General features: G+C 46.2%; 24 protein-coding genes, 1 riboswitch and 1 other annotated feature (1 of these 26 only partly in view). Of the genes, 20 read left to right on the forward strand and 4 right to left on the reverse strand.

The genetic code is table 11. From position 1 onward, the window contains the following. Positions 1-169 (forward strand) — a binding site (T-box leader); it begins 117 nt to the left of the window's first position. 60 nt (positions 170-229) lie between these two features. The 3 genes from pheS to zapA all read left to right on the forward strand — a co-directional run bounded on the left by pheS (position 230) and on the right by zapA (position 6,118). Then, positions 230-1,264 carry a phenylalanine--tRNA ligase subunit alpha gene (gene pheS / locus MHH60_RS24980; protein WP_076126387.1) on the forward strand — a complete coding sequence of 345 codons (1,035 nt, stop codon included), beginning with the start codon at positions 230-232 and terminating at the stop codon, positions 1,262-1,264. 119 nt (positions 1,265-1,383) lie between these two features. Next, positions 1,384-3,828 (forward strand): phenylalanine--tRNA ligase subunit beta, encoded by a 2,445-nt coding sequence (gene pheT / locus MHH60_RS24985; RefSeq protein WP_076135905.1) that lies wholly within the window; start codon positions 1,384-1,386, stop codon positions 3,826-3,828. Positions 3,829-4,027: 199 nt separating this feature from the next. Further along, a complete protein-coding gene (gene zapA / locus MHH60_RS24990) occupies positions 4,028-6,118 on the forward strand; it encodes a cell division protein ZapA (protein WP_076135903.1) in 2,091 nt (696 codons plus the stop codon). A gap of 138 nt (positions 6,119-6,256) precedes the next feature. On the opposite strand, the gene MHH60_RS24995 is transcribed toward zapA, so the two are convergent. Then, positions 6,257-6,610 (reverse strand): cupredoxin domain-containing protein, encoded by a 354-nt coding sequence (locus MHH60_RS24995; protein ID WP_256715140.1) that lies wholly within the window; start codon positions 6,608-6,610, stop codon positions 6,257-6,259. Between the two features lie 315 nt (positions 6,611-6,925). On the opposite strand from MHH60_RS24995, the gene MHH60_RS25000 reads away from it, so the two are divergent. After that, the gene (locus MHH60_RS25000) at positions 6,926-7,993 is read left to right on the forward strand and encodes a GGDEF domain-containing protein (protein WP_076135899.1); all 1,068 of its coding nucleotides are present in this window, start codon (positions 6,926-6,928) and stop codon (positions 7,991-7,993) included. A gap of 70 nt (positions 7,994-8,063) precedes the next feature. On the opposite strand, the gene MHH60_RS25005 is transcribed toward MHH60_RS25000, so the two are convergent. Further along, a complete protein-coding gene (locus MHH60_RS25005; protein WP_036683548.1) occupies positions 8,064-8,411 on the reverse strand; it encodes a phage holin family protein in 348 nt (115 codons plus the stop codon). 152 nt (positions 8,412-8,563) lie between these two features. On the opposite strand from MHH60_RS25005, the gene MHH60_RS25010 reads away from it, so the two are divergent. The 3 genes from MHH60_RS25010 (at position 8,564) to MHH60_RS25020 (ending at position 12,139) form a co-directional block, all read left to right on the forward strand. Then, positions 8,564-10,930, forward strand: a complete 2,367-nt coding sequence (locus MHH60_RS25010; protein WP_076135897.1) for an endonuclease MutS2 — start codon at positions 8,564-8,566, stop codon at positions 10,928-10,930. A gap of 31 nt (positions 10,931-10,961) precedes the next feature. Further along, the gene (locus MHH60_RS25015) at positions 10,962-11,381 is read left to right on the forward strand and encodes a DUF350 domain-containing protein (RefSeq protein WP_036683543.1); all 420 of its coding nucleotides are present in this window, start codon (positions 10,962-10,964) and stop codon (positions 11,379-11,381) included. Positions 11,382-11,593: 212 nt separating this feature from the next. Further along, the gene (locus tag MHH60_RS25020) at positions 11,594-12,139 is read left to right on the forward strand and encodes a hypothetical protein (RefSeq protein ID WP_051491295.1); all 546 of its coding nucleotides are present in this window, start codon (positions 11,594-11,596) and stop codon (positions 12,137-12,139) included. 441 nt (positions 12,140-12,580) lie between these two features. Here the strand turns inward: MHH60_RS25020 and MHH60_RS25025 are convergent, their stop codons facing one another. Next, positions 12,581-13,831, reverse strand: a complete 1,251-nt coding sequence (locus MHH60_RS25025) for an NAD(P)/FAD-dependent oxidoreductase (RefSeq protein WP_076135895.1) — start codon at positions 13,829-13,831, stop codon at positions 12,581-12,583. A gap of 176 nt (positions 13,832-14,007) precedes the next feature. Here MHH60_RS25025 and MHH60_RS25030 point away from each other — a divergent pair, with 176 nt between their 5' ends. The 11 genes from MHH60_RS25030 to MHH60_RS25080 all read left to right on the forward strand — a co-directional run bounded on the left by MHH60_RS25030 (position 14,008) and on the right by MHH60_RS25080 (position 22,605). Continuing rightward, on the forward strand, positions 14,008-14,241 hold the full coding sequence (locus MHH60_RS25030) for a spore coat protein (RefSeq protein ID WP_036683535.1): 234 nt from the start codon (positions 14,008-14,010) through the stop codon (positions 14,239-14,241). A 30-nt stretch (positions 14,242-14,271) separates the two neighbouring features. Next, positions 14,272-14,655, forward strand: a complete 384-nt coding sequence (locus MHH60_RS25035; RefSeq protein WP_076126401.1) for a spore coat protein — start codon at positions 14,272-14,274, stop codon at positions 14,653-14,655. A 259-nt stretch (positions 14,656-14,914) separates the two neighbouring features. Beyond that, a complete protein-coding gene (locus MHH60_RS25040) occupies positions 14,915-15,415 on the forward strand; it encodes an Lrp/AsnC family transcriptional regulator (RefSeq protein ID WP_036683529.1) in 501 nt (166 codons plus the stop codon). 13 nt (positions 15,416-15,428) lie between these two features. Further along, positions 15,429-16,649, forward strand: a complete 1,221-nt coding sequence (locus MHH60_RS25045; RefSeq protein ID WP_036683526.1) for an aminotransferase class I/II-fold pyridoxal phosphate-dependent enzyme — start codon at positions 15,429-15,431, stop codon at positions 16,647-16,649. 250 nt (positions 16,650-16,899) lie between these two features. Then, positions 16,900-17,088 (forward strand): aspartyl-phosphate phosphatase Spo0E family protein, encoded by a 189-nt coding sequence (locus tag MHH60_RS25050; RefSeq protein ID WP_232061510.1) that lies wholly within the window; start codon positions 16,900-16,902, stop codon positions 17,086-17,088. 171 nt (positions 17,089-17,259) lie between these two features. Further along, positions 17,260-17,826 (forward strand): cob(I)yrinic acid a,c-diamide adenosyltransferase, encoded by a 567-nt coding sequence (locus MHH60_RS25055; RefSeq protein WP_076126402.1) that lies wholly within the window; start codon positions 17,260-17,262, stop codon positions 17,824-17,826. 1 nt (position 17,827) lies between these two features. Continuing rightward, positions 17,828-18,814, forward strand: a complete 987-nt coding sequence (locus MHH60_RS25060) for an RluA family pseudouridine synthase (RefSeq protein ID WP_076135893.1) — start codon at positions 17,828-17,830, stop codon at positions 18,812-18,814. Positions 18,815-19,007: 193 nt separating this feature from the next. Continuing rightward, positions 19,008-19,373 (forward strand): arsenate reductase family protein, encoded by a 366-nt coding sequence (locus MHH60_RS25065; protein WP_038569540.1) that lies wholly within the window; start codon positions 19,008-19,010, stop codon positions 19,371-19,373. Positions 19,374-19,433: 60 nt separating this feature from the next. Further along, the gene (locus tag MHH60_RS25070; RefSeq protein ID WP_076135939.1) at positions 19,434-20,333 is read left to right on the forward strand and encodes a 5'-3' exonuclease; all 900 of its coding nucleotides are present in this window, start codon (positions 19,434-19,436) and stop codon (positions 20,331-20,333) included. Between the two features lie 163 nt (positions 20,334-20,496). After that, on the forward strand, positions 20,497-21,378 hold the full coding sequence (locus MHH60_RS25075) for an ROK family protein (RefSeq protein WP_051491338.1): 882 nt from the start codon (positions 20,497-20,499) through the stop codon (positions 21,376-21,378). A 210-nt stretch (positions 21,379-21,588) separates the two neighbouring features. Further along, a complete protein-coding gene (locus MHH60_RS25080) occupies positions 21,589-22,605 on the forward strand; it encodes an HRDC domain-containing protein (RefSeq protein ID WP_076135937.1) in 1,017 nt (338 codons plus the stop codon). 86 nt (positions 22,606-22,691) lie between these two features. Here MHH60_RS25080 and corA read toward each other — a convergent pair whose 3' ends face one another. Then, positions 22,692-23,627, reverse strand: a complete 936-nt coding sequence (gene corA, locus MHH60_RS25085) for a magnesium/cobalt transporter CorA (protein WP_036684479.1) — start codon at positions 23,625-23,627, stop codon at positions 22,692-22,694. Positions 23,628-24,024: 397 nt separating this feature from the next. Beyond that, positions 24,025-24,154: riboswitch (SAM riboswitch) on the forward strand. Positions 24,155-24,269: 115 nt separating this feature from the next. Between corA and metA the strand changes: the two genes are divergently transcribed. Continuing rightward, a complete protein-coding gene (gene metA, locus MHH60_RS25090) occupies positions 24,270-25,190 on the forward strand; it encodes a homoserine O-acetyltransferase MetA (protein WP_076126410.1) in 921 nt (306 codons plus the stop codon). Positions 25,191-25,226: 36 nt separating this feature from the next. Next, positions 25,227-26,399, forward strand: coding sequence for a PLP-dependent transferase (locus tag MHH60_RS25095; RefSeq protein ID WP_076103991.1), 1,173 nt, complete (start codon positions 25,227-25,229; stop codon positions 26,397-26,399). The last annotated feature ends 300 nt before the right edge of the window (positions 26,400-26,699 follow it).

The raw sequence follows: 26,699 nt of genomic DNA on the forward strand, positions 1-26,699 counted from the left end.
AATTCCTTAAGCTGTCTAATAGGGAAGGGTAGGGGATACCGGTCACAGACCGTTATTTCTGTATAAAGTGAGATAGGTATCTGTCCAGCCAAAAGAGGGAATGAAGCTCTTAAGGGGAACAGATCAGCTTGTCTAACAAGGGTGGTACCACGGTCTTTTCGTCCCTTACCGGGAGGAAAGGCCTTTTTTTGTTGAACTAGACAATGATTGAAGGGGGCTGTACACGGCCATGAAAGAGAAGTTGGAAGCATTGAAGGTTGAAGCGCTGGCTAAGCTGCAGGAGGTTATGGATCCGCAGGTATTAAATGATCTAAGAGTGAAGTATCTCGGTAAAAAAGGTGAGCTTACAGAGGTTCTGCGTGGTATGGGAGGACTTAGTGCTGAGGAACGTCCGGTAATCGGGCAAGTAGCGAATCAGGTTCGCAGTGCTATTGAGGAGATTATCGGCGCGAAGCAGGAGGCTTTTCAAGAGCAGGAAACCCAGCAACGTCTGCAGGCTGAAAAAGTAGACGTAACCTTACCGGGTCGCCGTATGCAGCAAGGGGGCATTCACCCGCTTAGCAGAGTCGTACAGGAGATTGAGGATATTTTTATCGGCATGGGCTACCGTGTAGCTGAAGGTCCGGAAGTAGAGACCGATTATTATAACTTTGAAGCTCTAAATCTGCCTAAGAATCACCCGGCACGTGATATGCAGGATTCTTTCTATTTAACGGATGACCTGTTAATGCGCACTCAAACCTCGCCGGTACAGATTCGTACTATGCAGGCTATGAACGGTGAAGCTCCTGTTAAAATCATCTGTCCGGGTAAAGTATTCCGCCGTGATGATGATGATGCAACGCATTCCTTCCAGTTCCACCAAATCGAAGGTTTGGTCATTGGAAGTAACATTCGAATGAGTGATCTGAAGGGCACCCTGCAACAATTTGTGCAGGAGATGTTTGGACCGAATACAGGCATTCGTCTTCGTCCGAGCTTTTTCCCATTCACGGAGCCAAGTGTTGAAGTAGATGTAAGCTGCTTCAAATGTGGCGGCGATGGCTGCAGACTTTGCAAGCAAAGCGGATGGTTAGAAATCCTTGGCGCCGGTATGGTGCATCCAAATGTACTGAAAATGGGTGGCTATGATCCTGCTGAGTACAGCGGCTTCGCCTTCGGAATGGGTGTAGAGCGGATTGCAATGCTTAAATACGGCATCGATGACATCCGTCATTTCTATAGTAATGACATGAGTTTTGTGAAGCAGTTCAAGGGCGTTTAGTTTTTGTGGGCGCGCTGGCTGATAGTGGCTGGAGAATGGCTTTGGAGCGTTCTCCCACAGGAAGCAGCGCGAACAACAGTGAAATAAATACATCTGAAACATAAAGGAAGTGAGCGGATATGAAAGTATCAACCGGATGGTTGGCTGATTATACATCGATTGAAGGAGTAACCGCCGAACAGCTAGCGGAGAAGATTACCGCTGCCGGCATTGAGATTGACGGTGTAGAGCGCCGCAATAAAGGCATTTCCGGCATCGTAACCGGCTATGTGAAATCAAAGGAAAAACATCCCGATGCAGACAAGCTGAACGTATGTATCGTGGATGTGGGCCAAGATGAGGATCTACAAATCGTTTGCGGTGCAAAAAATGTAGCTGCAGGTCAAACTGTACCTGTAGCAATGGTTGGCGCAAAGCTGCCAGGACTGGATATCAAAAAAGCCAAGCTGCGCGGTGTCCTGTCGCAAGGAATGATCTGCTCGGCCAAAGAATTGGGACTGAATGATAAATTGCTTCCAAAAGAGCAACAAGAAGGTATTCTTGTGCTGCCTGAAGGGACAGAGATTGGTCAGGATATTTCCAAGGTCCTCGGCTTAGATGACGAGATTCTGGAATTCGATCTGACTCCGAACCGTTCAGATTGCCTCAGCATGATTGGTGCTGCTTATGAAGTAAGTGCAATTCTTGGGCGTGAAGTTAAATTACCTGATCCAAAAAGCGAAATAATTGAGATCAGTGGTCCTGCTGCGGATTCCATTTCCGTCAAGATTGAAGATGAAGAATACTGCAGCCATTATGCAGTTCGTTATATTGCAGGTGTTAAACCTGCACCATCACCGCTGTGGATTCAGAATCGTCTGATGGCTGCTGGGGTTCGTCCAATTAATAATATCGTGGACATTACCAACTATGTGATGCTGGAATATGGACAGCCGCTGCATGCTTTTGATGCAGATAAAGTACAAGGTGGAGAACTCGGCGTTCGTCTTGCCCATGAAGGTGAAGTTTTGGTTACACTTGACGGTCAAGAGCGTAAGCTAGAGCCGCAAATGCTCGTTATCGCTGATGGAGTAAAAGCTGTAGGTCTGGCCGGAGTAATGGGTGGACGGGATACAGAGGTTACTGCTGAGACGGTAAACCTTGTTCTGGAATCTGCTAAGTTTGATGGAGGAACGATTCGTAAAACCTCGCGTCAATTGGGACTTCGCTCTGAAGCCTCCCTTCGTTTCGAGAAGGAAGTGGATCCAAGTGCAGTTATTCCTGCATTGAACCGTGCAGCAGTACTGATTGCACGTTATGCTGGCGGATCGGTCCATGAAGGCATCGTGCAGGCAGGAACTGACGCTGTCCAAGAGAAGGTTCTCACCTTGTCCTTAGAGAAACTGAATCGTTATCTGGGAACAGATTTGTCTTTGTTGGAAGTGAAGACATTGTTTGGCCGTCTACATTTCAAATGCGGAGATACCGCACAAGGGCTGATTGAAGTTCAAGTTCCAACCAGACGTGGCGATATCAGCTACGATGTTGATCTTATTGAAGAAATTGCCCGCCTGTACGGGTATGACAATATTCCAACGACTCTAATTGAAGGAATTACAACGCCAGGAGCACTAACTCACAAGCAAGCGCTCCGTCGTGAACTGCGTCGCCTATTGTCACATGGCGGTTACCAAGAGGTGATGGGTTACTCCTTCATCCAGCCGCAACAAAGCACAATGTTCCCTGAGTTATCAGAAGGAGCAGTAGCGGTAAAACTGGCTATGCCGATGAGTGAAGAACGCAGCGTACTGCGTACCAGCCTTCTTCCGCAACTCTTGGATATTGCCAGCTACAATACCAATCGTCGTCAAAGCGACTTGGCATTGTTTGAAATCGGCAACGTCTTCTTCACAGATGAAGAACAGTTGACTCGCCAGCCACGCGAACTGCCGGTGCTGGGGCTGCTGCTTAGCGGAAGCTTAACAGTGAAGCAATGGAATGTTTCGGCACAGCCTGTGGACTTCTTTGATTTGAAGGGTGCGCTGGAAACGGTATTTGCTCATTTAGGGCTGACTGACAAAATTATCTACGTGGGAGATAGTCCAGAAGGATATCATCCTGGGCGTTCTGCGTCGGTATATTTACTCGGAAACGAGGGCCGTGTGAAGATCGGAACGATGGGACAGATTCATCCAGATCTGCAAAGACAGCTGGATCTGGTGGATACTTATGCGGCAGAGATTTTATTGCAGCCGTTATATGAAAGTGCGCAAAGCCGTTTGCAATATAATGAGCTTCCGCGTTTCCCGGGAATTGAACGGGATATTGCTGTGGTCGTGGATTCCGCTGTACCAGCGGGCGATCTGCTGGCTTCCATCCGCGATAACGGAGGCACTTTGCTCCAGTCCGTCCAGGTATTTGACGTTTATACTGGCGGTAAGCTGGAAAATGGAAAGAAGAGCATCGCGATCTCACTGCTGTATCGTCATAGTGAACATACACTGACTGATGAGGAAGTAGGAGAGGTGCATGAGAAGGTATTAGCCTCTCTTCAACAAACTTTTGGTGCAGAATTAAGAAAGTAGCAGGAATTGTGTAAAGCCGCAGCGAATCCATTTAGAAACTGAGATTCGCTGCGGCTTTTTCTAGGTAGAGTGCAAAGCGGAGAATATCAGCCATAATCTATTGAATATTAGGGATTTTGCCAAATGCTTACCAAAAAAGCTACAATAGAAGAAGTGAAACTAGCTTAGAATCCGCACACATACAAAGGAGGGCACAACTGTGGCTATGGACCGGACACGTGTCGCCGTGGAGATATACGGAACTTCCTATAAACTCGTCGGAAGCAGTACTGAATATATGAAACAAGTGGCCCGTTATGTTGATGAACATATGCGCACGATTTCTAAATCTCACACCAGACTGGACACACCGCGTATAGCGGTGCTTGCAGCTGTACATATGGCGGAGCAGGCTATTCAGGTTCAGGACTTCAAAAATGAAATTAACATGATGACAGGTGAACGCAGTGAACTGCGATTGGAAGTATCTCGCCTGCTGGAGGTACAGCGGGAGCGGCAGGAAGAATTCGAGCGACTTGAAGCTGCGGCCAAAGAAGAGGCTGGGCGACTGATTGCTGCTGCGGAGGAAGAACGTAAGCGGCATTTGGAGATTCAGGAGAATGAACGCAAGGTACATGCGGAGCAGCTTCAGGAGGCAGTGCAAGCTGTGGAAGCCGCACGCAAGAAGCTGGAAGAAGAGTTGCTTGAACGCGAGATAGAGCTGCAAGCACTGCGGACAAGCTACGAAGAAGAGCAGGCAGCTAATCGTGAACATCAGCGGCAGGAACTGGCGAAGGCGGAAGCCATCCGCTTACAGCAGCTGGAGGAGCAGAAGGCTGCCCATCTGCAAGAGCTGGAGAACATCCGGGAGACGTTGACCAAGGAGAAGGCAGATACGCTGTCTGCTCTGCAGCTTGAGCTGACCGAGACCAAGTCAACACTGGAGGAAGAGCTTGAGGTTACCAAGTCTACATTAGGTAAAGAACTCGAAGATACCAGATTGACGCTGGGTAAAGAGCTTGAGGCTACCAAGTTGACCTTAGGTAAGGAGCTTGAGAGTACCAAAGCGAAGTTGGGCAAAGAGCTGGCGGAAGAACGTGAAGCACTGCAGCGGGAGCAAACCAAGAATAAGGAACTGCGCCAGTCACAAGGCACTCAAGAGCATAGACATAAGCAAAACATTCAAGAGCTGGAGAAACAGCTGGCTGAGCTTCGTGGTGGGACAGGGCAGCTTCAGTCCAGATTACGTGCGGCTGAAGCCAGTCTTAAGAGTGAGCGAGATGCAAGACAGACGCTTCTTGGACAATATGAAGCGATTGTTAAACGTGAAGAACAGCTCAGTGAAGAGCTGCGCACGGCTACTGAGCTGGGCACACTGTTGAATGAGGAGCTGGAAGAGTTACGCCAGCGTTATCAACTGTCACAGAATGAAGCTACAGAGCTAAGAGCGTCACTACAGGAGACGAGTGAGAATCTGCACCGTGTACAGGAAGAGCTTGCGGGATCAGCAGCAGAGGCGGCTAACTGGCAGGAGCTTTCGGATAAACGCATGGAAGATATTGGTGAACTGGAAATGAATCTGCTGGAGTCTGAGGAGAAATCCGTGTTGCTTCAGAAAGAGATCGACATGCTACGTGGGCAAGCCGATGGATTAGTACAGCAGCTGGATCAGGAGGTTCAGCTTCGTACAGATGCAGAACGCGAAACAGCGGTACTTCGGGAGCAAGGTATGCAGGTTCAGAAGGAACTGTCTGCGCTTCGTGTTCGTTATGAGGAATTGATTGCTCAATACGACGATGTACTGCAAGAAGGGGAACGCCTGCAGGAAAGATATCAACTGTTGCAGGAAGAAGGCGAAGAGGCAACACGACGCTTAGAAGAATTATCTGAAGCTAGTCGTGAAGCTGCTGCTGCTGTTGCTGAGCAACAGGAAGTGCTGAAGGAAGCAGAGGCGTACGGAGCTTCCTGGAAGCATAAGTACGAGGAACTATCCGAACAGCAGCTGCAGTGGACGGATCTCGAAGCGAAGCTGCGTGAGGAGATCGACATTTGGCAGCAGGAGGCCGGCGAGGCTGAGATGAAACAGGAAGCTATTGATCGTGAACGTAGCGAGGTGCTTCAGCAGCTAGGTGAAGTTGGTGAAAGCTATGAAATGGTTCAAGGACAGCTTCGTTTGTTGCAGCTCCAGTTTGAAATGCGTCAGGAAGAGCTTGACAAGCTGACAGATGAGCATCGTAACCTTAAAGAGGAATATGCCAAGCTACAAAATGAATATAATGAATGGATTCAACTGATCGAGCAAGACAGTTGAGTGCCGGATGCAAGTAAGAGAGCTGACCTGATGAGTAGAGAGATCTATTTCGGGTCAGCTCTCTTTATTAATAAGCTCAAATTAAAAAAACAGCCGATATCAGGGGGAATCCCTAATAATCGGCTGTTTATGTGTAATCTATTCCACGATGATTGTAGCTCTCATTCCGCTATGTCCGGAGCCACACATAATGGAGCAGGTCATTTCGAAAGTTCCAGCTTCCTCGGGTACGATCACCTTTGAGGATTTTTTTTCATTAAGCTGCAGCTCGAACTCTGGAATAAGGATACCGTGATTGCCGTCATCATTTTTAAAAATAATTTTGACGGGAACACCCTTTTTTAGATGATATTCTTCCTGATCAAAGCTGTAATTTGTAGCTGTAATTATGAGTTCTGTTTCTGCCTCGATTTCCGGCTCCGATGTGTTAGCATTGCCAGCAGCACTATCATTGTTGTTACCACAGGCTGTAAGTGCTATAACGAACACCATTGAAAGTAGAATTGCAAATTTTTTAATAATCTAAATCCCCTCCCAAGAAGTCCAAGCATAGTGAAAATGTGACAATTATGTAGACATCATAACTTAAAATTTAAGTAAGCGCTTTGATGAAATGTGAAAAATATGTGAACAGGTAGACTGTTCAAACTTTGTCGTAAAATGCAAAAAAATGATGAAAATATAACTAAAATTTATTATAATGAAAGCTATTACATTAACGTATAAAAGTAGGGGATACATATTACAAGTATTAACGATGCGCTAAGTACAGAGGTTTGGCACCGTAGAATCTTAAAAGGCTATTGGATGGTAGTCATTCTTTTATTAATCTCACAGTTGCTGTTTTTGTCGAATATTGACCGACTCCAAATAAAAACAACCATGGACACAAATCTATGGCATTTATTCATAGCCTGTAATTTACTAATTGTGGTCCTTATGATTACTGCGGAGCTGTGGCTGCGTTATAGTAAACAGTCCCCTAAATATGGGGTGGTTAGCTGCGGGTTTTTAGTGTCCTACCTTATGTATTTTGTATTAGAGCCTTTTGTTGACGGTGCTCAGATGACACTTATGATGCCGATTATGGTTGCTCTTATTTATTTTGATCGTAAGCTCCTGTACATAATGGGGTTATTTAGTATTGTGTTTTATGCCGGGGTATATTTTGGGTTGGAACGGCCATTCCTACATAAACCGCTGCTTGAATTCTTGATGGTAGAGTGTGTATTTTTGGTATTTGTGCTGATGGCTATTGCAGTAATTATTCGTGCTCGTGAAGCGCGTATTAATTTGGAAAGATTAACCAAGACGGGCCAAGATCTAATGGTGGAGAGGGCTATTTCGGATAAGCTGCTGAAAATAGACGCACTCACTGGACTCTATAATCATAAAACCTTTCATGAATATTTGGATTCATTATTGGAGCAATGTGAAAGCAACAACCTTCAGCTACAGCTGGCCCTTTTCGATATTGATAACTTCAAGCAAGTAAATGATACCTACGGACACAGGGTTGGAGATCTTGTGCTTAAGGTGATAGCGGACAAGGTAGGCGGCATGATTGAGTTAAATGATTTTGCGGCTAGGTATGGCGGAGAAGAGTTCGCTGTGATTTTTACAGACAAAAGTTTCTCGGAGTCCTATGAAGCAGTAGAAAAATTACGGAAAAATATTGCTCAAATTGAACATTTGCAGGCTGGGAATAGGCCGATCACCGTGAGCATTGGAATTTGTGATTATCAGCTTGGGGATGGGAAAGAGCTTCTCTTTCGTAAAACAGACAAAGCGCTCTATACCGCTAAAAAACAAGGCAAGAACAGAGTGGTCAACTGTGCGGAGAGTCATAAAGAGGAGATTGTGTCTTTTGCATAAAAACAACACAGAACCCCTTATTGCCGGAGAAGAACCGGAATAGGGGGTTCTGTGTTGTGAAGAGCTTTTGTTACTTAGCGGCCTCAAATGGAGTGGATACCGGCAGAAACAAGTCGATAATCCCAATGACAAGAGCTGCTAAGATGGCACCCAGAATGGATACGCTGACTCCGCTGACTACGAATTGAGCGACCCAGATAACTACCGCACTGACAATAAAGCCGACGATACCGCGACCGAAAGGCGTTGCTTTTTTGCCGAAGATTCCTTCGACTACCCAGCCGAGTAGCGCAATCACCAGTGCAAGGATTAGAGCGCTCCAGAACCCACCAACCGTGAACTGTGGAACAATCCAGCCAACAACCATCAGAACAAGCGCTGCGACCACAAAACGACCAACATGACTTAAGAAATTCACTGTACTAACCTCCTTTGGCCCATGCTAAGGATATGTGCAGTTCTTATTGTGACCTTATTACGTAATTCTATGCTTAAAAATAAGACCCAAATAGCGAAATTGACCTGAATTCTGTATAATGGAAACATCTATGAAGGGAGCTGTGACTGTAATTGGACGACAAAATTTTGCATACGCTTGAATATCGCAAGATTTTAAATAAATTAATGCAATATACGCAAACCCCCATGGGGAGATTGGCTGCGGAGCAGCTAAGGCCCTCCGGCGATTTCGAAGGCGTGAAGAAGCTGCTTCAAGCTACGGATGAAGCGGCTAATGTGGATCGCCTGAAGGGCATTCCTTCGTTCGGTGGGGTAAGCGATATTCGAGCTGCACTAAAACGTGCCTCTATAGGCGGAATGCTGGGAACAACTGAGCTGCTGGCCGTTGGAAATACCATTGGCGGCGCACGCAGAGTCAAACGTTTCCTGGCAGCTATGCATGAGGAAGAAAAGATTGAGCTCCTGTTCTCACTGAGCGATGTTTTATCGGAGCAAAAACATGTGGAAGATGCCATCCGTTTATGTATAGACGAGAATGCTGATGTACTTGATACAGCAAGTTCTGAGCTGGCTAACATTCGCCGTGAATTGCGCGGAGGAGAGACCAGAATTCGAGAGAAGCTGGATTCGATGATTCGTTCGTCTTCTGTAGCAAAAATGCTGCAGGATCAGCTGGTAACCATTCGTGGTGATCGGTTTGTTATTCCTGTAAAAGCGGAGTACCGTGCCCATTTCGGTGGTATCGTACATGATCAGTCTGGATCAGGAGCGACTTTATTTATCGAGCCAGAGTCTATTGTGGCGATGAATAATAAACTTCGTGAAACACGGCTGCGTGAGGAACGGGAAATCGAGATCATTTTACACAGGCTGACGGCACTTGTAGCCGACATTGCGGAAGAAATGACCTACGATATTGATATTCTGGGTGAACTGGACTTCATCTTCTCCAAGGCGCGTCTTGCTCGTGATATGAAGGCTACTCAGCCGCGTATGAATGACCGCGGTTATCTTAAGCTGCGCAAAGGGCGGCATCCGCTTATTCCAGCTGAGCATGTGGTTCCTTTGGACGTGGAGCTGGGCAATCAATACAGCTCAATTATCGTAACCGGACCGAATACAGGTGGTAAGACCGTTACCCTCAAAACCATCGGCTTGTTAAGCTTAATGTCGATGTCCGGCTTGTTTATTCCAGCAGAGGAAGGCAGCCAGATGTGTGTGTTTGATGCCATTTATGCTGATATTGGCGATGAACAGAGCATCGAGCAAAGTCTGAGTACCTTCTCTAGTCATATGACTAATATTATCTCCATTCTGCGTAGAATGACTCCTAAGAGCCTTATTCTGCTTGATGAGGTGGGTGCTGGAACCGACCCGGCAGAAGGCTCCGCGCTGGCAATTGCCATTCTGGAGCATATACACCGGATCGAATGCCGGATGGTCGCAACAACACATTATAGCGAACTGAAAGCATATGCTTATGAGCGTAAGGGAGTCATCAATGCCAGTATGGAATTTGATGTCCAGACCCTTAGCCCAACCTATCGCTTGTTGATCGGCGTACCCGGACGAAGCAACGCCTTTGCGATTGCCGAGCGTCTAGGGCTGCCTCATGCGATTCTGGAGCATGCCCGCGGTGAAGTGAAGGAAGAAGATCTGCGCGTGGAGCATATGATTGCTTCTCTCGAAGAGAATCGGCTGGGAGCGGAACAGGAGCATGAACGTGCAGAGGGCATCCGCCGCGAAGTGGAAGAGCTGCGCAGCAGACAACAGCAAGAGCTTGAAAAGCTGGAAAGCCAGCGCGAGAAACGCCTCGAGAAGGCAGAGAAGGACGCCAGCGCGATCCTGGACAAAGCGCGTAAGGAAGCTGAAGAAATTATCAGTGATTTGCGCCGCTTGGCTATGGAAGAAGGAGCTTCAGTTAAAGAGCATAAGCTGATTGAAGCGCGGCGACGTTTGGATGAAGCTGAGCCATCACCGCGCAAGAAGGCTGCTACCCGCAAGACTACCAAGGCCACACGGACAATTGGTCCTGGAGATGAAGTGAAAGTCGACAGCTTGAACCAAAAGGGCTTTGTGGTGGAGCTAAGCGGTAGTAAAGAGGCGCTGGTGCAGTTTGGCATTATGAAGATGAAGGTAAGGCTGGATGATTTGGAATTGCTCTCCTCGAAAGCAACAGCTGCGCCAACGGCCCTTCGCCATGCGACAACCGTCAAACGTTCCCGTGATGAGAACATTCGCAGTGAACTGGATTTGCGCGGGACTAACCTGGAGGAAGCTATCATGGAGACAGATCGTTTTATCGATGAAGCCTTTTTAGGTAATCTGGGCCAAATCGCCATCATTCATGGTAAAGGAACGGGTGTGTTGCGCACAGGAATTCAGGAATATTTGCGCAAGCACAAGCATGTGAAGAGTTATCGGCTCGGGAATTATAACGAAGGCGGCGCGGGCGTAACTGTGGCTGAGCTGCAATAGCGGGATTTCCCGGCAGAAAGAAGGGGAAAGCGTGCAAGAAGATATTGATCTTTTGCTGGGTCATCCGCTAGGTGCCTTGCTTGGCTACTTTGCAGTGGCGATTCTTGGGCTGGTTGTATTTCTGTCTTTTTTTGAAATGGTAACGAAATATAATTGCTGGGAAGAAATACGTAAGGGAAACCTAGCAGTGGCAATGGCCACAGGCGGCAAAATCTTCGGAATTTGCAACGTACTGCGTTTCAGTATTGAAGCAGGTGTTTCAATTTACGAGACAATGAAGTGGTCCGTCGTCGGTTTTTTGCTGCTACTGCTTGCCTATTTTTTATTTGAATTTCTGACCCCTGTATTCTCTATTGACGAGGAGATCGCTGCGGATAACCGTGCTGTTGGACTTATTGCCATGCTGATCTCGGTATCGTTGTCTTATGTAATAGGTGCGGCTATTTTTTAAATCCGTCCTTATAAGGACACCCTGCAAAGGATTATGGATCTGGACAAGCTTTGAATTGAGCAGTCCCACTCTTTGTGGGGTATCTTAGGAGGAAATCATGAAGATTCTCACCCGAGTTCTGTTTCTGTCAGCGATTGCTTTTATAGCAGCCGGTATTATTTATTTAATGATGAATTAAATTTAAAAGTGAAAGTATGAAGGAGATTATAAAGATGGAAACAACTGTATGCCCTTGGTGTCATACTGAAATTGTATGGGACGAGGAATTTGGACCTGAGGAGAATTGTCCTCACTGTAACAATGAGCTTAGCGGATACCGTACGGTCACTGTTGGGATTGACGGCATCGAAGAAGAAGAGGTAGAGGAAGTCGTAGAGGAACCCAAACAAGAGGTTGTTAATGACGATGATCTTTGGGGAGAGCCTGATAAAGACAGCGTAGTTCCAATCTATAATACGCTTAATCAATTCGGTGATGATTATGACTTGAACAAGTACGAAGAGAGTGTCTCAGCTATTCTAGCCATTCAGGAGGAAGCTCCGGAATGTACTCAATGTCATGAGCTCACTATTCTTGCGGGTAAGCAGCCTGTGAGCAGCTTTGAGCCGTCTGCTCCAGCTACACTAGGTAAGTCGGTATTAACCGCTCCATTCTCACTCAATGTTTACGTATGTCCTTCCTGCTTCCATGTTCAGCACAGTCTGGCACAGGAAGATCGGATTCAGCTCGTACGCAATTTGAGCAACGCTCAGGCGTAAGAATAAGTATATAAAAAAAGGGGCGGTCCCATAAGCTAATAGCTGCTGGGTTGCGCCCCTTCTTTTTTGGACTTTACTTGACCGTTGTCCATTGTCGGAAGCGTGCGTATATGTAATCACTGTAGGATGCTCATAGTAACCCGCTAACGGACACAGCCGACCTTAATCGCACCATTATCCGATATTTGGAATGCTATCGGACTTTAGTGCAGCTATTGGCTTGAAAAACGCCTATATTTGGGCCTATTTCCAGGAATAGCATCACTGGAGTCCGAACCTTGTTTTAAAGGCTAAAAACATGTAAATAACGTCAACTGAGTCCGTAAGCTCCATGGGATGATGGATTTACGATTGAAGCAGTCAATTTAATAAAAAGCGGGGCTGTCCCAAAAGCCGTGAAGCGGCTACGTGGGCCAGCCCCGTTTTTATTTTCTACAAAAATCAGCTTTGTTTCATCACGTCCAAATTCTTAGAAGGAGAGGGTTTGGCTGACCGGGTGAGTGAGAATAAATCTAACTCAGGCCGATGTTTGCCGGCAATCGTATCCGTTAACAACTCCGCAGCGATCATACTGTACACCGTCCCATTGCCTCCGTAGCCCTCGATGAAGTAACAGTGAGGGAACTTTGGATGTGGGCCGATATATGGAAGTCCATCACGAGTAGAACCGAACACAGCACCCCAGGAGTACTCCAGCTCAATGCCTTTAATTTCTGGAAATAAGGCTTCAAGCTCTTCGAGCAATTTTTGACCTTGAGAAATCACCCGGACCTCACGACGTTCGGGGTCTGTCAGCTGCTCATCCTTACCTCCCGCAATAATCCTGCCTTCAGGGGTTGTCCGAAAATATAAATAAGGGCGGGCTGTCTCCCACAGCAGGCTACGCTCATGCCACTTTGGAAAATCCTTTAGAGGTTTGGTCATCACTGCATACGTGTTGATCAGCTCAGCGCCCCGGTCTTTTTTGAACTCTTGTGTTTCATAACCCATTGCAAAAATAACATCCTTGGCAATAATCCGGCCATTTTCTGTGTGGCAAATCACGCCATCCCTAGTAAACTCATAATGTTTCGCTTCGCTCTGTTCAAAGACGCGGACGCCATTCGAGGCTGCCTTGGCGATTAGGCTATGCACCGTTCGATAAGGATTCGCTTCAGCATCCCCACGTGAATAAAGTCCTGCTGGTTTTGAAAAAGAGTACAGAGCTGCAATCTTATCCTCTTCCCAGAATTCAGAATCGAAGCCGTTAGCCACGAGATTCTCATATTCTTCCCGCAATGCAGGTACATCCTCTGGAGTGCTGGCATATAAAAGACTGCTGCGAGGAATGATCTGCGGATCGATATCGAGCTTGTCCGGCAGGTCCAGAATGTTCCTGACTCCAGCTTGGCATAACTGATAAAAGAGCAGACCGTTCTTTTGCCCAAAGGTGTTCATACATGAGGTTAATGATTTATCGTTGGAAATCTGCAAAAGTCCAGTGTTAGCATGCGAGCTGCCGCTGCCGACACGTCTTTTTTCGATCAGAACAGCATCTGCTCCACTTAAGGACAAGCGATAGGCGGCCATTGCCCCACCCATTCCGGCGCCTACAACCAGGCAATCACAATGAATAGTACCTTCTAAAGAGGGGTAAGTTGGAGGGTTCTGTAAAGTGCTTGACCAAGGTGTATTTCCACTATTTAAATTCATGAATTGTTCGCTCCTTCATTCGTGCCGTGATTTAGTATTGGCGGCATTTTATCGTCTCATTCGCGGTATGTTCTTATTTCTGTCATAACTCTCTAGTGCCTTTCAGTAAATAAATCGCGGGCATAAGCGGCATACTAAAGCCTGTATGAATCAACTACAAGGAGGGACTACAACAAATGCAATCAACGCAAATGCAAGCGCTAAGTGGTAAGGAATTGGAATATATCGCTGACTCCATCTCTAATGAGGACTTGCTTCTTAAGCAATGTGCAGCAACGGCTGCGACAACACAGAATCAACAAGTTCGTCAAATTTGTATGCAGCATATGCAAAATCACACCAAACACATGACTGAGCTCACTCAGTTAATCCAACAACATCAACAATACGCCCCAACAAGCCCACAATAATTGCAATATTAATTCTAAGGAGGTTATTTAATGAACGCGCAAAATACTGGGGCATTTATGCCGGATGAGGATTTACTAAACACCATTTTGTGTGATTTGAAGCGGACCGTACGCGAATATGCTACAGCTGCTACAGAATCAGCATGTCCAGCCGTTCGTAGGGTTTTTAACACTATGACCATGGACACTTTGCAACTCCAAGGTGATTTATACACGCATATGTCTCAACTGAATATGTATCCTGCACCTGCAAAAGCATTGCGCCAAGATGTGGACAAGCAGCTTCAAACCGCACAGCAAATGCAACAGCAAACAGGGCAATTTGTTCAACAAAAAACCGGGCAATTTGGCGCATACGCTCAGAATGCTCATATCCCGGCTAACGGACAACATCAGCCTTCTCATTTAATGTAACCATGATGGTTGGCGAATGAAGCAAATCGCTTCATGTGTGTGGACCTAACGCCCGTTTTTACTGGTTAAATCCGGTAGAACGGGCGTTTTTTCTGTTTTTTTGTGTATGTGCTATGTAAACTCTGCCTTTCATGGGAGCTCCTATGGGGTTATTTTGTTTGCAGAGATGCACATTTCATGTCATATTAGTATTAAACTCTTTTCGCGGGGCGACGCATTAATAGCGTACCGTCATTGGCGAACTATCCGGAGGGAAGGCATGAAGGAAATGAACGAGCTTAAGAGGAAAGTGCTGGAACTGCTTAAGGAAGACGCGAGAAGATCTACTGCACTTTTAGCAACGCTGCTTGGCGCGGAAGAAGAAGATGTGAAGACTGCGATTGAGCAGTTGGAGAAAGATCATGTCATTGTAAAATATGCCGCCGTTGTAAACTGGGATAAAGTGGACGATGAGAAGGTAACCGCACTGATTGAGGTGCAGATTACGCCTGAACGAGGGCGTGGTTTTGAAGGGATTGCCGAGCGAATCTACCTGTACCCACAGGTCAAATCAGTTTATCTGATGTCTGGTGCTTATGATCTTCTGGTGGAAGTGGAAGGCCGGAATTTACGTGAAGTGGCCAATTTTGTATCTGAGAAGCTGTCTCCAATTGATTCAGTACTTTCAACCAAAACGAATTTTACCCTTAAAAAATACAAACAGGACGGGATCATCTTCGAAGAGCATGAGGAAGACAACCGTCTGATGATCTCTCCATAAAGGAAGTAATCATATGATCACGAATAAATCGCAGCTAACTGGAGAAGACAGCAAATCAATGGATTCTTATTTGGCCCCGTTGGTACAGCAAATTCAACCTTCGGGTATCCGCAAGTTTTTTGATCTGGCTGCAGGCAGTAAGGATATCATCTCTTTGGGAGTTGGAGAGCCTGACTTCAAGACCCCCTGGCATGTCAGAGAGGCTTGCGTCTATTCGCTGGAAAGAGGGTTTACAGGGTATACATCCAATGCAGGGATGCCTGAACTGCGGGAAGGGATCGCGAATTACTTACACAGCCGTTTTGCTGTGGAATATGATCCTGCCAATCAAATTATAGCAACCGTTGGCGGAAGTGAGGCCATCGACTTGGCACTACGTGCGCTGATTTCACCGGGGGATGAAATTCTGATTCCGGAGCCTTGTTATATCTCTTATTCGCCGATTACCGCAATTGGTGGAGGGATACCTGTAGGTATTGAAACGGTTGGTGAGAATAACTTTAAACTTACTGCGGAAAGCTTGGAAGCCAAAATCACTCCGCGCTCCAAGGTTCTGATTTTGTGTTACCCAAGTAATCCTACGGGAAGTGTAATGACCCGAGAAGATTGGGAGCCGATTGCTAAGGTAGTAGAGAAACATGATCTTATAGTGATTTCAGATGAGATTTATGCCGAGTTGTCTTATGGTATTAATCACGTCAGCTTTGCCTCTTTACCAGGCATGATAGACCGTACGATTCTGGTTAGCGGCTTCTCCAAAGCTTTTGCAATGACGGGATGGCGGATGGGGTATGCTTGTGGTCACCCGGATCTAATCGCTGCAATGCTTAAGATTCATCAGTATACAGTGATGTGTGCTCCTTCTATGGGACAGGTGGCTGCACTTGAAGCGCTGACCAATGGGATGGAAGAGAAGGACCGGATGGTGGATTCTTATAACCAACGGCGGAGGTTGATCGTCAAAGGCCTACGAGATGCGGGGCTGGAGTGCCATGAGCCGCAGGGCGCCTTCTACGCTTTTCCAAGCGTGCGCAAGACAGGGCTGACCTCTGATCAATTTGCTCAGCGGCTTTTACTTGAATACAAGGTTGCAGCTGTGCCTGGAAGTGTCTTTGGATTAGGTGGAGAAGGATACTTGCGCTGTTCCTACGCCACATCAGTATCCCAACTGAACGAGGCAGTAGAACGCATTGGTGCTTTTGTCACAAAGCTTACACGTGAGAGAACGGATTAGTGAAAATTGAACTATAGCCGATCATACAATCCTATGGTATTATTTTACTTTGAGAGTAATTAGCCCCTATAATAGAACTTACAAGGATCCATTTACTCTGGAACTAAGCGTTGCTTTAAAGTTGCTTTATTTAACTTTTATGCTCTTTTGCAGCACGCGCTCAATAATACTTTTGGGAGGGATGATTGTGCTTAGCGCCGATTATTACTTACCTTCCTATGGCGGGAAATGTTTCTCTGGAAATGGGAAAATACCCCCCAAGGGTGATGCTTCTGCTCGCATACTCTCTCTGGAAGATGAAATTAGAATACTCCGCAGCAAGATGGAGCAGCTTTTCCTGCAGGAAAAATCATTCACTTCGGATAATGTGATTGAAATTAGCAGTTTATTGGACCTCAAAATAAATGAGTACATGAAGGGGCGTCCAGCTGGAAAATAGTGCTGCTGAATGCTCTTGAGAGGACCCTAGGGTCCTCTTTTTGTTGTTCACTCTTACTAATGATGGTGTTTTTGTGTATACTCTTAATTTGCTATCTTTATTGCCTTCCTTATAGCAGAAAGCTTAAACTATCAGTATATGTTTTTTAAGAATGGATAGGAGGCTTAAACCATGGCGATTTACACACGTACAGGTGATGCAGGTCAGACCTCAGTGATTGGCGGCCGGGTCGGCAAGGATGATGTCCGCGTCGAGGCCTACGGAACGATCGATGAGCTGAATTGTTTTGTAGGGCAAGCACGAAGCCTGATGGAAAGTGATAATTTCGACGATGTCCGCGAGCAATTGCTCGAAATACAGCATGAGCTGTTTGATTGCGGCACGGATTTAGCATTTGTTAGACTTGCTGACGGTGGTCAATATATGGTGACAAGTGAGATGGCTCAGCGGCTGGAAGGCTGGATAGATACTCTACAAGAGGAGAATCCGCCACTTGAGAAATTTATCCTGCCAGGAGGTAGTCAGCTGGCTTCGGTTCTACATGTGTGCCGCACGGTTTGCCGTCGTGCAGAACGCCGGGCGGTTACCTTAGGGCGAACTGCGGACATTAACCCAGAAGCGGTGATTTATCTCAATCGATTGTCAGATTATTTTTTTGCTTTGGCTAGAACGGCTAATACACGGTCAGGGATTACTGATGTAGAATACATCCGCAGTAAAAAGGTGTTCCGAGACTAATATGACAAGCTATTATTCACCCATTACTTATATCATACCGCCTGAAGAGGATGACTTCCTGCTGAAGACCATCCTGCACAAACGGATGGATGTCTCACGCAAGCTGCTCTCTCGCCTGAAGCAGACGGAGCAAGGGATTACATTAAACGGTGAACGTGTGTACATTAGTGTACATGTTAAGGCAGGAGATACTGTGCAGATTCGCATGGAAACGGAGACTTCGGATGATATTTTGCCGCAGCCGATTCCATTTGAGATTTTATTTGAAGATGAACATCTGCTAGTGGTTAACAAGGCAGCGGGAATTATAGTTCATCCAACTCATGGACATTACACCGACACGCTTGCCAATGGCGTGGTTTATTATTGGGCGCAGAAGAATGAACGCTTCCGTTTCCGGCCTGTTCACCGTCTGGATCAGGAGACCTCCGGTGTGTTAGTGATCGCCAAAAATCCTTACAGCCATCAGCATATTTCCGAGCAAATGATTGCCGGTACTGTGGATAAGCGTTACGCTGCATTTGTTCATGGGGTTCCTGCGGAGTTATCCGGTGATATCGACGGCCCTATCGACCGTGATCCTGAAGAGCCACATCGGCGTATCGTGACACCGGATGGATATCCTTCTCTAACCCGATATGAGGTTAAGCAGGTGTATTCAGCTGGCTCTAGAGTTGAACTAAAGCTGGAGAGTGGGCGTACGCATCAGATTCGGGTCCATATGACCTCCATCGGCTGTCCGCTGATTGGGGACAGCATGTACCGTCATGAGCTGTACAATCTACCAGAATTGACTTCTACTCAAAGCGAGCAATTGGAGACCGTTGCAGCACTCGATTCTTCCATACCGCGTCAGGCACTGCATGCAGTCCGTCTAACGTTCAAGCACCCGGTGCTTCTGCAAGAAATGATTTTCGAAGCCCCGTTGCCACCTGACATGGCAGACTTGGAGAAAATATTGGAGCAAGGTCCGACAGCGGATTTGTGATAAAATTATGATTCAGGCGATGGAGTGGCGAAGGGGAAGATTGGAACTGTAGGAGCGATAGCGACCGCCTTTTTCCTCGGATTTCAACCGTGTTTAACGGTAAAATTGAAGAAATCTGTAGACAACAGCGGCCGGAAGTCCAGACATTCTCCGTAGTTACGATATTATTAGCCGATTATTAAAGGAGCACAGCATGAGCAAATTAAAAGTATATCAATATCCCAAATGCAGCACCTGCCGCAGCGCAGTGAAATGGTTGCAGGGACAAGGTCATGAGCTGGAGCTTCAGCACATCGCAGAGCAGCCACCTACGGTGGACGAGCTGCGTGAGCTACTCGCGAACAGCGGCCTTGAGCTGAAGAAGTTTTTTAATACAAGCGGTGAAGTATATAAATCATTAGGTTTGAAGGACAAGCTGCCCCAGCTTACGGAACAGGAGAAGTTAGAACTGCTCTCAAGCCACGGGATGCTGATCAAACGTCCGATTGTCACCGATGGAGTTAAAGTTACGGTGGGCTTCAAAGAAGACCAATATGCTGATACTTGGACTAATGTTTAATATCAATACAACGATCAAGGGAGAGGTTTATAAGTGAGAACAGATACAACGGGCCGGGTAATGCTTGTAGATGGAATGGCTCTGCTGTTCCGGGCCTTTTATGCGACCTCTTATGGAGGATATATTCGCAAGACAAAAGAAGGTTTACCGACGAATGCGGTATATGGATTTTTGCAGTATTTTTTTGATGCAGTAAGTGCGTTTGAGCCTTCTCATGTCGTATGCTGCTGGGATATGGGTAAAGGAACGTTCCGTACCGAGAAATATGATGGATATAAATCCAACCGGATCGAAGCTCCGCTGGAATTAATTCCGCAATTCGATCTAGTAAAAGAAGTAGTGGCTGAGCTAGGTGTGCCAAACATCGGTCTTGCCGGCTATGAAGCAGATGATTGCATTGGTACGCTAGCATCCTGTTACAGCGATAATTCTGAGGTTTACATTCTGACGGGTGACCATGATATGCTGCAGCTTATTGATGAGAATGTTAAGGTCGTCATTATGAAAAAAGGACGCTCCAACTATAAAGTTTATGACCTTGCAGAATTGCTTGAGGATAAAGGTCTAACTCCTAGACAGGTTATTGACCTGAAGGGCTTTATGGGCGATACAAGTGATAATTACCCTGGTGTAAAAGGGATTGGTGAGAAAACCGCGCTGAAGCTGTTAACGGAATACGGTACAGTTGAAGGTGTAATTGAGAACCTTCACTTGCTCCCCAAAGGTGTACGGTCCAAAATTGAAGCCGACCTTGATATGCTGCATCTATCAAGAGAGCTGGCTGAAATCCGTTGTGATGTGCCTGTGGTCTGTGAGCTGGCAGAAGCTTTATGGCAATTACAGCGGGAAACAGCCGCGCGTAAATTTCAAGAACTGGAATTTGGCAGCCTGATGCATTTGATCGCTGAGGTGCAGGACGAACGGGGAATTGTACAGATTGAGTTAGGTGATCTGGGTTAACAATAGTCTCCCTTCATGCAAAATAGCATGAAGGGAGTTTTATTATTGTGATAGCGCTTCATCCAACGTATAATAAGGGCTGTTGATTGTTTTATTTTATATTATTTTTTATTTTTACACTGGATGGCGGATTATTGCTTAATGGAGAAGGGAGATAGTTGCTATGAAGTTATTGGGAGCGATTGAAGCAGGTGGAACGAAGTTTGTATGCGGAATTGGTTATGAGGACGGTACCATTCTGGACCGAGTTAGCTTTCCGACAACAACACCGGAAGAAACGATGGGACTCGTAATCGACTATTTTAATGGGAAGAATGTAGAAGCTTTTGGTATTGGATCGTTTGGACCGATTGATCCCGTGCTGGACAGCCCTACTTATGGTTACATAACAACGACACCAAAACCTCATTGGGGACAATATAATTTGGTAGGTACCATGGCTGAGCAATTTAACGTGCCGATCGGTTTTGATACGGATGTGAATGGTGCAGCGCTTGCGGAAAGTAAATGGGGAGCGGCTAAAGGTCTGGACAGCTGCCTTTATATTACGGTTGGGACAGGCATTGGAGCGGGAGCAGTTGTTGGAGGTCAGATGGTGCATGGATTGTCTCATCCTGAGATGGGACATATTCTAGTTCGCAGACATCCAGAGGACACGTTTGAGGGCTACTGCCCTTATCATGGCGATTGCCTTGAAGGGTTAGCCGCAGGTCCGGGGATTGGCAAACGCTGGGGGCAACCAGCAGGCGAGCTGCCTGTAGATCATCCAGCTTGGGACATGGAAGCTCATTATCTTGCACATGCACTTATGAATTACGTGCTGATTCTGTCTCCCGAAAAAATCGTAATGGGCGGTGGTGTCATGAAGCAAAGCCACTTGTTCCCGCTAATCCGTACTAAGCTGCAAGAGCTGCTTAAAGGTTATGTTCAGCATCCAGCGCTCAATACCGATATTGATAATTACGTTGTGCCACCGCAGCTTGGAGATAATGCAGGACTTGCAGGTGCGATTGGACTGGCAACCTTAGCTTTGGCAAGAAACTAGTATAAAAAGATATTGACTGTTAGGAAATATATGGTATTGTAGGATCTAACAGTATAGCATTTAATGAGGGAGCACCTCTTTCACGTTTATCGTGAGAGGGGTGCTTTTTTGCGTTTTCCGAGTCTGACAGTGTGGGATTCACACCAGCGAAGAGTAGCTCAGACCCGGTAGGTATAGTGCTTGCTGAAGACGAGAAAGGCAGGGATGAATATGCAAATTGTATTTATGAATCGCTTATCCAGAGTATCTGGGGTGGATCAAGAGGTGTTCGCTCAGCTATGGATTGGAGAGGAAGAAGGAGTGTGGAGCCTGGGCTGGCGTGATTTTTCAGGCGGTGAGGAGACGCAGGAGCATTTGTGGTACGCGGGGGGGTCATGGAATGAAATGCTTTGTGTTTACAGGCATGAGCTGGCGGTGAAGATGGGGGATGGCTATCGGCCGTTGATTGATGGCGTATTTCATGAAGAAGACTGCCTTGCTGGGCGTAATCAGGAGCAGCTAAGGCTGCAATATTACAGTGAATATAATGGGAACGAAGCTATTTATGAGGAGTTATGTGCTTGGCGCCGCAGCCGAGCTTCTAGTGAACGGAAAGCCCCTTACATTCTTGCCAGCAATCGTTTGTTACGTTTGATAAGCACTTTCTTGCCGCATACACCAGAGGAGCTGCTGCAGATCCCTGGTGTAGGGGAAGGAAAGGTAGCCCAATATGGTACGGATTGGTTGGCTATAACCTCTACGGCTGCAAGGGAACATTCCTTTCCTTTGAATTGGGTACACCAAGAAATTGAGGAGGACTCTTTTGTATCCTGGCTCTATAAACAGAAAGAGGTCAAATATAAGAAACAGCTAGAAAGACTGCGATTACGGCGAATTCTGCTGCAAGGGATCGAGAATGGGTTAGGGTTAGAACAGCTTAAGGTGAACAGTGGAGTGAACCGTCGCGAACTGATTGAAGCGGTAGAGGAGCTGGAAAGAGAAGGTTATTGCGTGGAGAAACTGATCGAGGTAGAACTGGAAAATGTGCCGCAGAATGAGCAGGAGGCGATATGGAATGCCTATGTAGAGGTAGGAGATCTTTTTCTAAAGCCAGTGCTGCATAAGGTGTATGGGGAGGATTTTTCAGCAGCAGAAGGGCTGGATAGCTATTATGAACGTCTACGGCTGATGCGCATTCGTTTCCGGCGGGAGCAAGCTCCTAAAGTGGACATGGAGACCAGTTTCTAGTAGCTTTTTCTCATATCAAAAAGACGAAGGCTTCCTTACACCATAGGGTTAAAGGGCCTTCGTCTTACCTATTCGTCCGTTTATTTTCATAGCCATTCTTTCTTGCGGAATACATACAGCATCCCACAGCCTAACGTCAACATTAGACCTATCACGGCAAAATAACCGTATTTCGTATGCAATTCAGGCATATGATCAAAGTTCATCCCATAGATTCCGGTAATTACGGTCAAAGGCATGAATATCGTTGTAATCGCGGTAAATACTCTCATAATTTCATTGGCGCGGTTGGCGATACTGGATTGGTAGGCCTCACGTAAGTTGCCCATGAGATCGCGGTACGTCTCAAAAGTTTCTGATATTTTAACTGCATTTTCATAAATGTCGCTAAAATATTTCTGCAGCTGATCATCAATCAGACGGAGGTCTTTTTTGTTCAGGGTATTGATAACCTCTTTCTGTGGTCCCAGCATCTTCTTTAACCATAAGATTTCACTTCGAAGACCGATAATCTCACTCAGATGAGATTTCTTGGTATGCATTAGAATATCCTCTTCAAGCTTCTCAATCCGGGCTTCAATTCGGTCACCTACGGAGAAATAATTATCTACGACAAGGTCAATAAGCAGGTAAAGGAATTGGTCAGGTTCGCTAACCTCTTGTTCCCATAACATGGGCTTCAGGACGCGTAGCTCGTGAATCTTTTGTTTCGTTACAGTAATAATATAATGTCTGCCCAAGAATATATTGAGCGCCCGCAGGAAGATCTCCTCATCATCAAAGCGGATGCTGTTTACAACAATAAAGTAATGACTTTCGTATATTTCGATCTTTGGACGTTGATCCTCTTCACTAAGGCAATCCTCAACAGCGAGATCATGCAGGTTGAACAGGGGCTGAAGCAGCTCCAAATCCTCCACATCTGCATCAATCCAATAGAACCCTTCTGTTGGGGGTGTCAATGTTTCATCAATTTCATCAATAGGTGTAAAAACCCCTGCATTCACCAGCCGGATTTTCATCTGATTCCACTCCTTCTATCCCCGGGTCTTCACCAGGGACTGCTAATTAAGCACAGAGAAAAAAATCAGCTTGGCCGGCGTTACAATCAATACAAGAGGCCGAATGACGATTCGAGGGCATGAAGAAGAACTGCTCCCGCCGCCGGCAAGCTGATGATTATCCTGTGTGGTTGCTCATTCTGTACACTTAATTGCGAGCTCGGGTCGCCTTCCATTCTTCTTCTCACCTCTTCTTTTCGTTCAGGTATGAAATACTTGTCTAGTATAACAACGGAGTATGCCTCTTTCAAGCAAATTTATTGTTACTTTGAGGCTACTTCAGCATTGTATGGACTTGACGAAAAGGAGGTTCATGATTTAAAGTGAATTTTAAAGAAATTTAATTGAATACAGCTAAATCTTATCAAGAGCAGGTGGAGGGACTAGCCCTATGAAACCCGGCAACCGGCGTGTGAACGCACGGTGCTAATTCTTGCGGAACTTTGTTGACGACTAAACCCCGTCCAAAAGTTTCTGGCAGATGAGAGAGGCGCATATGACAGTAGATATGACCTTTCTCGTTTTCCGAGAAAGGTCTTTTTATTGTTCAGAAAGCCGCGATTTGACAAGATAACCTAAATACAGTTAAGGAGTGGAAAGACAATGCCAATTAAAATTCCCGACAGTTTACCAGCAAAAGAAATACTATCCGGTGAAAATATTTTTGTGATGGATGATAGTTTGGCTTTCCATCAGGATATCCGTCCACTAAGGATTGCTATTCTGAATCTCATGCCGACTAAAGAAACGACGGAGACTCAATTGCTGCGTTTAATAGGAAATTCACCGCTACAAGTTGACGTTACCTTGCTGCACCCACGCTCACATACTTCTAAGAATACTTCTGCTGAGCATTTGAGAAGCTTTTACAAAACTTTCGACGAGATCAGCCACCGCCGTTTGGATGGTCTAATTGTTACAGGAGCACCTGTAGAGCAAATGGAGTTTGAGGAAGTATCCTATTGGGAAGAGCTAAAAGAGATTTTTGAATGGAGCAAGGATAATGTGACTTCGACCATGCATATCTGTTGGGCGGCACAGGCAGGGTTGTATCATCATTTTGGTGTTCGTAAAGTGGCTTTGCCTGAAAAATGTTTTGGAGTATTCTCCCATACGATTAATCAAAATAACATTAAATTGCTGCGCGGCTTTGACGAGGTATTCCATGTACCGCATTCCCGTCATACCGATGTCTCCCGCGAAGATATTGAGAGCAATCCAGATCTGCAGATTCTGGCGGAATCCGAAGAAGCTGGTATGTATCTAGTAGCTACGACCGACGGCAAACAAATATTTGTGACCGGACATTCCGAATACGATCCGTTATCCTTGAAATGGGAATATGATCGTGATTTGGAGAGAGGCATGGAGATGGCCTTGCCGAAACACTATTTCCCTAAAGATGATCCAGAAAGAACACCTCCTGCAGTGTGGCGTGCACATGCCAACTTATTATTCTCTAATTGGCTCAATTACTATGTATATCAAGAGACACCTTACGATATCGACCCGATTGTTTATTAAGATCAGCGCTACATTACAATTTAGGAGGCATTTATCATGGACGACAAACTTAGGATTGAAAGCAGACTGGCACAAATAGGTTCACAAGAAGATCCGGCTACCGGAGCCATTAATTTTCCTATCTATAATGCTACGGCATTCCGTCACCCGAAGCTTGGGCAGAGCACAGGTTTCGATTATAGCCGTACCAAAAGTCCAACCCGTTCCGTACTGGAGAACGCGGCTGCGGAATTGGAGTCTGGTGATGCAGGTTTTGCCTGTAGTTCTGGGATGGCAGCTATTCAAACCATATTTACCCTGTTTGGGCAAGGCGATCACTTGATCGTTTCGCTGGATCTTTACGGCGGGACCTATCGTTTGTTGGAACGAATTATGTCCAAGTTTGGAATCACTGCTTCCTATGTAGATACGAATGATTTGGATGCGCTTGAGGCTTCACGTCTTCCAAATACGAAGGCAATATTTATTGAAACGCCAACGAATCCTTTGATGATGGTTACGGATATTGCAGCCGTTGCTACTTGGGCCCGCCATCATGGGCTGCTCACAATTGTAGACAATACACTGCTGACTCCATTTTTCCAGCGTCCTCTGGAATTAGGTGCGGACATTGTAGTCCATAGTGCTACCAAATATTTGGGCGGACACAATGATGTACTTGCTGGTCTTATTGTATCTAAAGGAGCTGAATTATCCGCTGAAATAGCGATTCTACATAACTCTATTGGCGCTGTGCTTGGGCCAACAGACAGTTATCAGCTGATGAGAGGCATGAAGACACTGGCCCTGCGTATGGAACGGCACGAGAGTAATGCATTAGCAATTGCCCGCTATCTGCAAGAGCATCCGGCGATTGCGGAAGTGTTTCATCCAGGCCTGCCGGATCATCCGGGATATGAAATCCAGAATCGCCAGTCCTCGGGCAATACCGGAATTTTTTCTTTCAAATTAAAAGATGCCAGATACGTAGAGCCTCTGCTTCGTCATATCCGGCTTATTGCCTTCGCGGAGAGCCTCGGCGGGGTTGAATCGCTAATGACCTATCCTGCAGTACAGACGCATGCGGACATTCCTGTGGAGATTCGGAATGCGGTGGGTGTAGATGATCGATTGCTGCGCTTCTCGGTCGGCATTGAACATGCGGAGGATCTAATTGCTGATCTTGGTCATGCTTTGGAGGCTGCGCGGGCTGAAATCGAAACGAAGTAAAAGTAACGGCAACCCGGATCGGCACTGAATTGCTGGAAAATATCGAGGATCTATCTCACCGTTGATTTAGAGCTGGTGTTAGACGGAGGATGAAATAGAGCTGTCTCATAAGCCGGGAATTGGCTGCTGGGATAGCTCTTCTTTTTGGCCTTTTCGTTATTGGACACAGATGACCTTAGACACAGCATTATTACACATTTGGAATGTTAACGGACTCCACAGCAGCTATTGCGCTAAAAAACCAGCCTTCATGAGTCTTTTGTCAAGGAATAGCGTCGCTGGAGTCCATAACTATGCTCC

This window comes from Paenibacillus sp. FSL H7-0716 (assembly GCF_038002705.1).
GTDB lineage: Bacteria > Bacillota > Bacilli > Paenibacillales > Paenibacillaceae > Paenibacillus_AQ > Paenibacillus_AQ odorifer.